The sequence below is a fragment of the Nonomuraea sp. NPDC051941 genome (genome assembly GCF_044593615.1).
Window position 1 is genome coordinate 268,028 of the sequence record NZ_JBIUCF010000010.1, and the last position, 9,640, is coordinate 277,667.

The window sequence follows — 9,640 nt, forward strand, 5'->3', positions numbered from 1 at the left end:
CAGCGAGTATGGGATGGTCATGTTCGTCCGCAACTTCTGGAGGACCTCCGGTGACAGGTCCTCCAGCAGCGGGCTGCAGTTCAGCAGCAGCGCGTGACATACCAGGCTGGCGGTGCGCGCTGTGACCTGTGGGGACCGCTGTCCCCAGCCGTGCAGTACCGAGGTGACCTGGTCGATGGCGTCATCGACGGGGCCATGCCAAAGACCTTCCGCGCGACGGCGGCGCGGCCGACGTTGCCGAGCAGGTTCAAGTCGGTGAAGCCGAACAGGTAGGCCACGCCGATGGCGTAAGACCGGGCCGAAGAGTCCGCCCATCCCGGGTAGCTGCCCTGGAACGCCTTGCGGCCTGGGCCGAGGATCTCGGCCCAGGCCGCAGCATCCCACGCCCAGAAGCTTGTGCCGTAGGTGGCGCAGCCGCGCAACACCAGCGCGACCGCATCAGTCGCCGAGCGGCGCTGAAAATCGTCCGTCACGGACACCTCAAGGTGATCCTTGGCGGCGACCAGCGGCAAGATCAGCCGCTGCAGCGCATGCCTTTCGCCTTGATCATGATCAAGGCAGTGGCGGTGCCATCGGCGGACTTCCCACCCCAGCGCCTTCAGCGCATCCAGTTCCAGCGTCGTCAGCGCAGGTGAACGGTCATAGCCGGGGTCGGCTATCCAGGACCATGCCGGAGTCGCGGCCTGCTCTGTGGCCGCCTGGGATGCCCGCGTCACCGCAGGTCCGACGGGGGCGCCGAGGGGAAGGCGATGGCGGCGAGTGCTCGACCCGCCAGGCGTGGATGTGGCCCATACCCTTGGCCAGCTTGTCGGCCAGGTCCCGACCGGACAAGTGGATGTCCTTCAGTGTCGACTCGGTCGACCGGTGGCCGGCGAAGGAAGCGATCGCGTGCAGTTCCCAGCCCATCCGGGCCAGGTCGGTCAGGCACAGGTGCCGGGTTGTGTGGGTGGACAATCGCGGCAGGTCCGCGGCGACCGCGATCCTGCGTACGACCTTCGACCAAGTCCACAACGTTAGCGGCCGTTCGTCGTTGCGCCGCGACTCCGACAGGAACAACGGCCCCCGGGCTCGGCTGATCGTCGCTCGGTGCTTGAGGTATCTCGCCAGCAGCACTCCGGTCGTCGCCGAGTACGGCACCACCCGCTCCCGCCGGCCCTTGGTGGTCTCCGCTCGCACCCGTAGCATCCGGTGGGCCGGATCCAGGTCATCGGTGCCCAGCGAGCACAACTCCTCGCGGCGCAGCGCCGCGTCGTAGGCCAGCGCGAGCATCACCCGGTTACGGATCGGCTCCTTCCGGGCAAGTTCCAGCACCTCCAGCCACTGCAGGTCACTGGGGATCCACGGCAGTTTCGCCAGCCGCGGCACCAGCCCCCGTTGACTGCCGGCACCACCCCGTCCGGGTGTGTAGCGGCCCCGCCCGACCGGATTGGACTCCCGCAGCCCCTTCTCGATCAAGAAGTCATACAGCAGCCGCACCGGAACCAGCCGCTGCTGTAGCGTCGCGTTGGCCAGCCCCGTCCCCGAGTCGATCGACACCACGTTGGCGCCGCGCATGCCGGGTCTGCTCGACAGCTCTCGCACGTACTTGGCGATATGCGCTCGGTCTGCCTCCACCGGATCCACCCCCTCGCGCTCGCACACCCCCAGGTACTCAGCCAGCCCGACCCCGTAGGCCTCGATCGTCCGCGGCGCCCGCCCCAGATCAGCCCACATCCGCAGCCACCTGGCCGCCTGCTCATGCCGAGCCACTCCGCGACCCGGGCCACCGCCGCCGGCGGCGCCGAGGCCACATCGTCGGGGACGAATCCGAGCCACGGCAGCGTACACAGCTGGACAAGCATGCCCAGCCGGTCGACAGGGCCTCGCCCGCCGGGACTCACGAACGCCACGTCAGCCGACGTCGGCGTGAAATACCGGATCAACTCATCTGCGCTGATCTCCGGGAACGAGCGCAGCTGCTCCAACTGCTCCTCGGAGAACATCTTCTCTGACAACGCACCACTCCACGTGCCGTACCAGACAAAACCGGAACGAACGTAACGGCAGTGATTCCGGACGGACCGATCAGCGTGAACAGGCCGTGGAACCCAGTGCAGGAGCCCGTGCGGCGAGCCCCGGCTCCTGCGCCACGACCCTGGCCAGGCTGCCGGTCGGCTGAAGTTTCTCAGAGCGTGACCGAGCGCAGCAGTTGCTCCAGGCGCTGCTCGCCGTCGCGGGTCTGCGCGCCGGCCGCGAGCGCGCTGCGGAACAGTTTCTCCGCAGCGGGCCGGGCGAACTGACTTGCCCATGCCTCGTGCTCGCGCACCATCCCGGCGGCCAGGTCCTGCGGCGGCAGGGCACTCTTGACGGCCGCGATCGTGCCGTCCGGCAGGTCCGCGATGTTTCGGGCGAGCCGGTCGACGAACGCGTCGATCTCGTCGGTCGGCAGCGCGCGATTGACCCAGCCGTAGCGTTCGGCCGTCTGCGCGTCGAACAGATCCGCACCGAGGACGATCTCCAGAGCGCGGTTGCGGCCCGCCCGGGCTAGCAGGTACTGCGTGCCGCCGCCACCGGGCACGATGCCGCCCAGCACCTCCATCTGGCCGAGCCCGGCCCGGCCGATCGCCGCGAAACTCATGTCGGCCGCCGCGACGAACTCGGCCCCTCCGCCACGAGCCATCCCGGTCAGCTTGACGATCGTCACTTGGGGCTGGGTGCGCAGGGCCTCGCCGAGTGCCTGGAAGACGTTGAGCCTGGCCGGCGCCCCGGCGGTCGGGTCGGCGGTGGCGTCCTCGTCGTCCACGAGCGTCATGTCGACGTGGGCGATGAAGAACTCCGGGTCGGCGCTCTCGAACACGACAACCTTGGCCGTCTCGTCCTTCCGCAATGTGGTCAGCAGCGTCATCAGGTCGGCCATCATCGCCAGGCTGAGAACGTTCACGGGAGGGTTGTCGATGACGACCTTGACGACGCCGCGGTCGCGCGTCACGTGCAGGGTGGGGAAGGTGAGCTGGCTCACGCCGGGGGACTCCTATCCGGAGGCGGCGACGGCAATGCGACAGTGGCTGCCGCGCCGCTAGGTATCTGATGTATACCTATGGTTGGGTGATCGCCTGGGGGCGTCAATAACGCACTTTTGGCATCTCAAGCATCGCGGAGGATACCTAGGTGACCGATACCAGCGAGCCGGACTGGGTCTTCCGCGCCGACTGCCCGACCCGTCCGATCCTCGACCAGATCGCGGACAAGTGGTCGATGATGACGATGGCGGTGTTGGCCGAGCCGAAACGGTTCAACCAGATCAAGCGCCAGCTCGAGGGAGTCACCCAGCGCGTGCTCACCCAGACCCTGCGTCGTCTGGAACGCAACGGCATGATCGAACGCCGTGTCCTGCCGACCTCGCCCGTAGGGGTGGAGTACTCGCTCACGCCACTCGGCGAGTCGCTGCGTGAGCCGTTCTTGCACCTCTACACCTGGGCGGTCGAACACGCCGACGACATCGACGCCCGGCAGCGGACCTACGACGCGCGCTCCGTAAGTGCCCACTCCAGTGATGGTTGAGCGCTCATCGTCCGTGATCGGCACGGCGGCAGTTTGCGGTCTCGGGCTGTTTGGACAACCGTCGGTCGGCGGACCGCCCAGGCAAGGCATTCCGGCTCCTTCGTCGAGCTGGTCGCGCCACACGTCTGCGCAGAGGCGGTCAGCGGGCACGGGGCCAGCGAAGTCAGCGAGCGAAGATGGTCTGGGTAGGGCCGCAGGTCATGGACTCCCATGCCGTCCACCGACAGACGGAGGCGCCGATGTGGGTGATCTCCTCGACCGGCCCGTCAAGGTACATCTGGAACGGTGTCGTAGTCTCCAACGCCGTCGGCGAGCAGGCAGGCGCCGAGTATGACCACCGCTTGATGTAATATCCGGCGCCCGCAGGCTGGTAGCTGGTCTCGATGAAGGCCCTGGCGCACTGGCCGGCGTATGCCCAGATCTCCCCGTCGACCACGCCGTTCTCGTACGTCCCGGACATCGAGGCGAGGTACGTCGGGTGGTACAGAGGACCCCAGAACACTAGGAACAGTGCCACGAGTTTTGTCATGGTCAACAGCGTCAGGGATCACCGGCGGCGCCGCATGAGTAGGGCATGCTCAACTTCCGCCGGGCGATCAGCACGACAGGCAGAGGATGCCGATACACGAAGTCATTCGACCCGGATGTCCTCGTTCACCACGGCGGACGCCTGGATCGCGTCAGCTGGATGTTGGTCGCCCGTGCCGTCCAGCCGGGGATTGCATGGCATGACGGGACGATGGAGCCGGGCTCCGTGCCGGGTGGATAGTTGGCCGCGAGCCTGCAGGTCGCCTGATGTACGGCGGAGTCGTAGTCGTTCCGCAGCGAGAAGTACGCGCTCGCCAGATACGAGCGCGCGGGCACGGACAATCTGGCGACCGGCTTGAGCGTGTCCTGGAACTCGATGTTTTCGTGTACAGGGTTGTGCACAGGTGAGCGCGGCAATGCGTTCCGGATGTCACTCAGTTCGTCGCTCAGCGTGCTCTCCGTACCGCCTTCCCTCGCCCTCGTCCCGGCCACAGCGTCCAGATCATCGCCCGTCTCGAGGCTTGGTGACCGCGCATACACCATCGCCATGGGCCAGAGCGGTGACCACCTGGAAGTCCCCACCAACACCGGCCTGGAACTACACGGCAGTCGCCTCGACGATCCTGCTGCCGCCCGACGACCACCTGGCCAGCGTCGGCTCACTGTCGGACTCGGACCTGCCCGACGGCCTGGTCGTCGCCGAGGACGGCGTCGCGTTGGCGACCCGGTGGATCGTCCACGGCGACGAGGACGTCAAGGTCGAGGCAGGCGCATGGACATCTACTACGGACTGCTGGAACGCAGCGTGGAGGAGCATTCCGTCCTGGATGCCGTCATCTCACCTTCATACACAAGACCTCGGCCCTTATCGACCCCGATCCGCTGCGCGTCGGCGTTGCTATGACCCACCATCCGTTGACGGGCTCTCCGGGCCTACCTACGCTCGCGCCCTGCTGGTCCTCAGGGATGAGCGCCGGTTGGGACTTCTCAATGGCCCAATCAGCCACAATGGTCCCATGGAAGCCGCCGCCGGTGGCGACCTCGCCTGGCTCGCACGCCGCGAAGGTGGAGGCTCTCTCCCCCTGGGGGAAGCGGACGTCGGCGCCAACTCGTAAGACGGGCCCGCTGGCACCCACGCCAGGCGGCCCTTGGGGCCCCTGGGCACCCTGTGGGCCTTGTGGGCCAGCGGGACCCTGTGATCCGACCTGGTTCCAGCTGATCGGTGTTTCGACGACCAGGCATCGCTGTCCCTCGGCGGGATCGATGACCCGCAGAACTCCGGTCAGCTTGGCGACGCAGCCGTTGAACACGCCGTCTCCATCGGGGATGGCGGCATACGCCACCACCCCGCCGCCGAGCACGAGGACGCCTGCTCCGGCCAGAACGCCCAGGGTTCGCTTCAGTGCCATGTGTCCTCCGAGATTCAGGCCTGAGCTTGCTACGGGAACTCTGGTTCCTGCGCTGCGTTCGCGCATGAGTAGGCCCCTACTCATGCGCCGATAGCTGCTGCACATCGGGCAATACCCTCAAACTGATCTATGACATTCTCAATCGCACCGTCAATAACGCCGTGAAGCGGGACAAGGTCAAACGGAACATAGTTGGCCTGTGCGACGTCCCTAGGGATGTGCTGGACGGTACACAACGTCGAAGGCCCAGGCGCTCGTACTCGGCGTGCACCGCGGTGCCCCGCGGGCCTTCCGCCGCCTGGACCACGACCCGTCGCCTATCTGGGGTAGTTGAGCGAAAGCACTGGTCAGGAGCTCGGGCAGGTGTAAGGCACGTCAGCCACGTAGGAGTTCTCCGAGTTGTGCTGCTCGGTCTGCGCGGGTGCGCTGGAGGACCTGGCGGAGGCGTTCGGCGGGGACTTCGAACGCTGCGAAGTGGTTGGGATTGCCGTACTGGTAGGGCCCGTACACCGGGGGCCGCCAGTCGCCGTCGACCATGGCTCCGCGCTGGAGCACGTCCCGGTTGAAGAACGGCGCGGGTGCCCAGCGACCCCGGTCCGGCTGGTCCCAATCGCTCTCCCCGGCTTGCTCTCCGCTCATCTTGTCCTCGGCCCGTCCGGCGAGCTCCCAGCCCCGGTAGGTGCCGGGGTGCCACCCGAGGGCGGCGGCGATCTGGGCGCGGCTCTTGCCCACTCGCACGCGCAGATGCACGATGCGCTCGCCGTCGCGCAGGTCACACAGGTCGAGAGGTTCAGGCAAGCCGACCGCACGAGCCAGCCGCGGCAGGACCGGAGCGCGAGGGTGGCGGGTGCCGGCCAAGGAGAAGTTCACCGCCCGCTCCGACAGACCGGCAGCGGCCGCGATCTCCGCCACCGTCAGCCCCTGTGCCTCCCGAGCGGCGCGTAGGCGCAGGCAGTCGTACCCGTAGTCGGCCTCCGACACGGAACCTCCAGCAGACGATGGTGCGGGTCTTGCCGGACGCCGGCGTGCCACATTCCCCTGAACAAACCGTGGAGACGGACGGGGGTCCGACAGTGCGCTGCGTACGCTTCCACCGTTTGTTCAGGGCGAAGTCTGGAGCACGGCACATCCCTTACGTGGCTGACGTGACAGAACAACCCCTGGATATCCGTAAGCCACGTGGCACCACCCCCCACATGCTCTACGTGCCTGACGCCTCACGGCGACCCCAGATAAACAGCTACTTTGCGTCTGGTCGCACGGACCCGAGCGGAGAGCCGTATGGCCGGCCGCCGTCTGGCTTCAGTCTCCGGGCGGTCCGTTGCGTGGCAGCGGCCTGGCGGTCGACGCTCGACTCCAGCCGGCTCAGTGCCGCCGAACGCCGGCCTGTCCGCTGGCCTCACGGTCACTCGCGCTCGCCCGCCGATCGGCAGCGGAGGCCTCCTGTCGGTCGCGACCCTCCGCGGCGGCGCCGTCGATCCCACGCTCGGCGAGTGGGCCGCCATCGCCGCACCGCGTCGGGTTCGCATCTTGCTGTGGACGGGTCAATCTCCGAAGGCCGCCTGGTGGGCAGCGACGCAGGTGTGCGGGAGGTCGACCGGTACCACGACGCTGCCGGTGATCGTGGTCTGCGGGGTGAACGGGATTGCCCGCACCCGGGTGGAGCGGATCTCCGCGACCTGGTCGCCTGGCAGCACGGTCCAGCTACGCGGATTGAAACCGACCTCGACGATCGTGTCCTGGACCGTCCCGGCAAGGCGGCCGACCCGAGTTTCGACCCCGGCCTTCCGTATCGCGGCTTTCAAGGCCTCCGGCAGGAACAGGCCGTGGTCCCGCGACGGGATCCGCAGTTCGCCGACGGCGAGATCGGCCAGGTCGACTGTCGAGCGACCGGCGGCGAGGTGCTGCACGGACACGACCGCGAACAGCTGCTCCGTCCACGTCGGCAGCACCCGCAGCCCGGGTGCCGAACGCACCCCCCGGGCCAGTGCCAGATCGATCTCCCCCCGTCGCACGGTGTCCAGACGGGCCGCCAGTGGAAGGTCGACCAGCACGACGTCGACGCCGAGCGCCGAGGAGTGCTCGCGCAGCGCGTCGATCCCGCGTTCCAGGCGAGCGGTGAACCCGGCGGCAGTACCGATGCGCATGGTGCCCGCCGGCGCACCGGCGGCGGCCTGGACCCGATCCGCGGCCGCCAGCGCATCACGCGCCGCGGCGAGCACCCGGTGCCCCGCAGCAGTGAGCCGAACCCGGCGCGGTGAACGGTCCAGCAGCCGGACTCCCAGCTCCCGTTCCAGTTGGGCGATGCGCCTGCTGACCGCGGGCTGGGCGATGTGCAGCCGCTCGGCGGCCCGCCCGAAGTGCAGTTCGTCGGCGACCGCAACGAAGTAGCGCAGTGACCGCAGTTCCACCGAGCCCCCCTGTTCTGCGACGATGCCTCCAGGTTATCGAGCGCGTCGGAACTGGTCCTGGTTTCCGAATGGGGCCTGGTGCTGGGATCGGATCATGGATATCGATCTGGGTCTGCTCGGCGCCCACCTACGCGAGCATGAGGTGAGCCCGCAGAGCGCGATGGAGGTGGAGCGGGCCGGCTATGGCACGCTTTGGCTGGACGCATCGCCACCGGCCGACCTCGCCTTCGCGGAGAAGCTCCTCGACGCCACCACCCGGCTGGTGGTCGGCACGAGCGTGGTCAACGTGTGGACCGCCGACGCCGAGACCGTCGCCGCCTCCTACCACCGAATCGTCGCCAGGCACCCCAGCCGGTTCCTTCTCGGCGTCGGGGTCGGGCACCGCGAGGTCCACGCCGAGTGGGCGTCGCCATATGACACCCTGGTGTCCTACCTGGACCAACTGGCGCTGGCCGGCGTCCCGGCCGAGCGGGTGGTGCTGGCCGCCCTCGGTCCGAGAATGATGGGGTTGGCCCGCGACCGCACCGCGGGTGCCATCCCCTGCATGGTCACGCCCGAGCACACCCGGCGGGCGAGGGAGGTCCTGGGTGCGGGCAAGCTGCTACTTCCCGGCCACTTCGCGCTTGCGGAGCCCGACGTCGAGCGGGCCCGCGCCGTCGCCCGGGCCGCACCGCCCGGGAAGGCGTTGCAGGTCACCAACTACGCGAGCAACCTCCGGCGGCTAGGCTTCACCGACGAGGACCTCTCCGGCACCGGGAGCGACCGCGTCATCGACGCACTGCTTGCCTACGGCGACCCGGCCGACCTCGCGCGCGGCCTGACCGCGCACCTCGATGCCGGCGCGGACCACGTCGGCGTCTACCCCCTCGGCGAGGACCCCATCGCCACCCTCCGAGCGGTCTCCGACGCCGTGCTGGCCATCAGGCCCGAGTGACCGGGCGGGAACGCGTCGGCGTCCACGTCAGCGTCCACGTCGGCGAGCACCACAACCTCCGGTGCGGGTCCGTCCCAACTGTGTCCAAGCAGTCTCCACGCGGGGGCTGCATCTGCATCAACATCACCCACTCCATGACGGAGCTGGAGGAGCTGCTGCCGACCTTCGGCGGCTGGGAAGGACGGCGGGGTAGTACGCCGGTGGCAGGCTGATCTCAGCCATCAAGATGGCCCACCACACCTGACGTCAGCGCCACCTACTTGCCTGACGTGGTGCGACATGAGGCCGCACTCGATGAGCAGCTATGACAGGAGGTCCGGCATGAAGCCGTGGTCACAGCTCGGACCAGTGTCCAAGATCCGTCCCTACTCTGACGTGCGTCGCGGGTAACTGCGGGGTGCGGAGCTCAGAGGAAAAGCCCAAGAGCACCTGATCCGTCCGGGGGCCACAGGCGAGGGGAAGGCCGAAAGGACGAGCGAAAGCAAACCCTTGTTTCAAAGCCTCGTGAGGCAAAGATCCCCGAGACGGCTTTCAAGTTCGGGGCTAACAGGGACTGGCCGCGAGAGTCGGCAGGCGGTGGAGGCTGCATATGTGAGACTCCCGCCCCGAACCCGCGACCCACCACCTCGACACCTCCGGCCCCGCCGCACGGCGGGGCCGTACTTTTGCCGTCAAGGGATTATGTCTGGCCACGTAGCGCCGGAGATTCCCGGCCCTTTACCGGGGTCTGTCGCACTTGGCGGGGAGTGATCACGTTCGGTGATCCTGGGCTCAGTTCAGCAGGGCCATTTTCCGGAGGAGATCGTAGCTTGCCCGGC

At 68.0% G+C, this 9,640-nt stretch carries 11 protein-coding genes and 1 pseudogene; 3 read left to right on the top strand and 9 right to left on the bottom strand.

Going from position 1 to position 9,640, the window contains the following annotated elements; translation table 11 throughout:
• Positions 1 to 80: 80 nt before the first annotated feature.
• The 4 genes and pseudogenes from ACIHFD_RS19600 to ACIHFD_RS19615 form a co-directional block, all read right to left on the bottom strand.
• The gene (locus ACIHFD_RS19600; RefSeq protein WP_397368134.1) at positions 81 to 716 is read right to left on the bottom strand and encodes a hypothetical protein; all 636 of its coding nucleotides are present in this window, start codon (positions 714 to 716) and stop codon (positions 81 to 83) included.
• Positions 640 to 1,713 (bottom strand): tyrosine-type recombinase/integrase, encoded by a 1,074-nt coding sequence (locus tag ACIHFD_RS19605; protein WP_397368135.1) that lies wholly within the window; start codon positions 1,711 to 1,713, stop codon positions 640 to 642. The genes ACIHFD_RS19600 and ACIHFD_RS19605 overlap by 77 nt, the downstream gene beginning before the upstream one ends.
• A 32-nt stretch (positions 1,714 to 1,745) precedes the next feature.
• A pseudogene (locus ACIHFD_RS19610) lies at positions 1,746 to 1,982 on the bottom strand (DUF4158 domain-containing protein); the annotation flags it as partial.
• Between the two features lie 182 nt (positions 1,983 to 2,164).
• Positions 2,165 to 2,998 (bottom strand): enoyl-CoA hydratase/isomerase family protein, encoded by an 834-nt coding sequence (locus ACIHFD_RS19615; RefSeq protein ID WP_397368136.1) that lies wholly within the window; start codon positions 2,996 to 2,998, stop codon positions 2,165 to 2,167.
• A 149-nt stretch (positions 2,999 to 3,147) separates the two neighbouring features.
• On the opposite strand from ACIHFD_RS19615, the gene ACIHFD_RS19620 reads away from it, so the two are divergent.
• Positions 3,148 to 3,540, top strand: a complete 393-nt coding sequence (locus ACIHFD_RS19620; RefSeq protein WP_397368137.1) for a winged helix-turn-helix transcriptional regulator — start codon at positions 3,148 to 3,150, stop codon at positions 3,538 to 3,540.
• A 163-nt stretch (positions 3,541 to 3,703) separates the two neighbouring features.
• Here the strand turns inward: ACIHFD_RS19620 and ACIHFD_RS19625 are convergent, their stop codons facing one another.
• The 5 genes from ACIHFD_RS19625 to ACIHFD_RS19645 form a co-directional block, all read right to left on the bottom strand.
• Positions 3,704 to 4,069, bottom strand: a complete 366-nt coding sequence (locus ACIHFD_RS19625) for a hypothetical protein (protein ID WP_397368138.1) — start codon at positions 4,067 to 4,069, stop codon at positions 3,704 to 3,706.
• A gap of 125 nt (positions 4,070 to 4,194) precedes the next feature.
• Positions 4,195 to 4,617: a hypothetical protein gene (locus tag ACIHFD_RS19630; protein WP_397368139.1), complete on the bottom strand. Its 423-nt coding sequence runs from the start codon at positions 4,615 to 4,617 to the stop codon at positions 4,195 to 4,197.
• A 49-nt stretch (positions 4,618 to 4,666) separates the two neighbouring features.
• The gene (locus ACIHFD_RS19635; protein ID WP_397368140.1) at positions 4,667 to 4,885 is read right to left on the bottom strand and encodes a hypothetical protein; all 219 of its coding nucleotides are present in this window, start codon (positions 4,883 to 4,885) and stop codon (positions 4,667 to 4,669) included.
• A gap of 967 nt (positions 4,886 to 5,852) precedes the next feature.
• Positions 5,853 to 6,458: a helix-turn-helix transcriptional regulator gene (locus ACIHFD_RS19640; RefSeq protein WP_397368141.1), complete on the bottom strand. Its 606-nt coding sequence runs from the start codon at positions 6,456 to 6,458 to the stop codon at positions 5,853 to 5,855.
• 563 nt (positions 6,459 to 7,021) lie between these two features.
• Entirely contained in the window at positions 7,022 to 7,888 is an 867-nt protein-coding gene (locus tag ACIHFD_RS19645; protein ID WP_350743181.1) for a LysR family transcriptional regulator, read from the bottom strand.
• Positions 7,889 to 7,982: 94 nt separating this feature from the next.
• On the opposite strand from ACIHFD_RS19645, the gene ACIHFD_RS19650 reads away from it, so the two are divergent.
• Positions 7,983 to 8,822, top strand: coding sequence for a TIGR03620 family F420-dependent LLM class oxidoreductase (locus ACIHFD_RS19650; RefSeq protein ID WP_397368142.1), 840 nt, complete (start codon positions 7,983 to 7,985; stop codon positions 8,820 to 8,822).
• Positions 8,819 to 9,034, top strand: a complete 216-nt coding sequence (locus tag ACIHFD_RS19655; protein WP_397368143.1) for a hypothetical protein — start codon at positions 8,819 to 8,821, stop codon at positions 9,032 to 9,034. The genes ACIHFD_RS19650 and ACIHFD_RS19655 overlap by 4 nt, the downstream gene beginning before the upstream one ends.
• Positions 9,035 to 9,640: the final 606 nt, after the last annotated feature.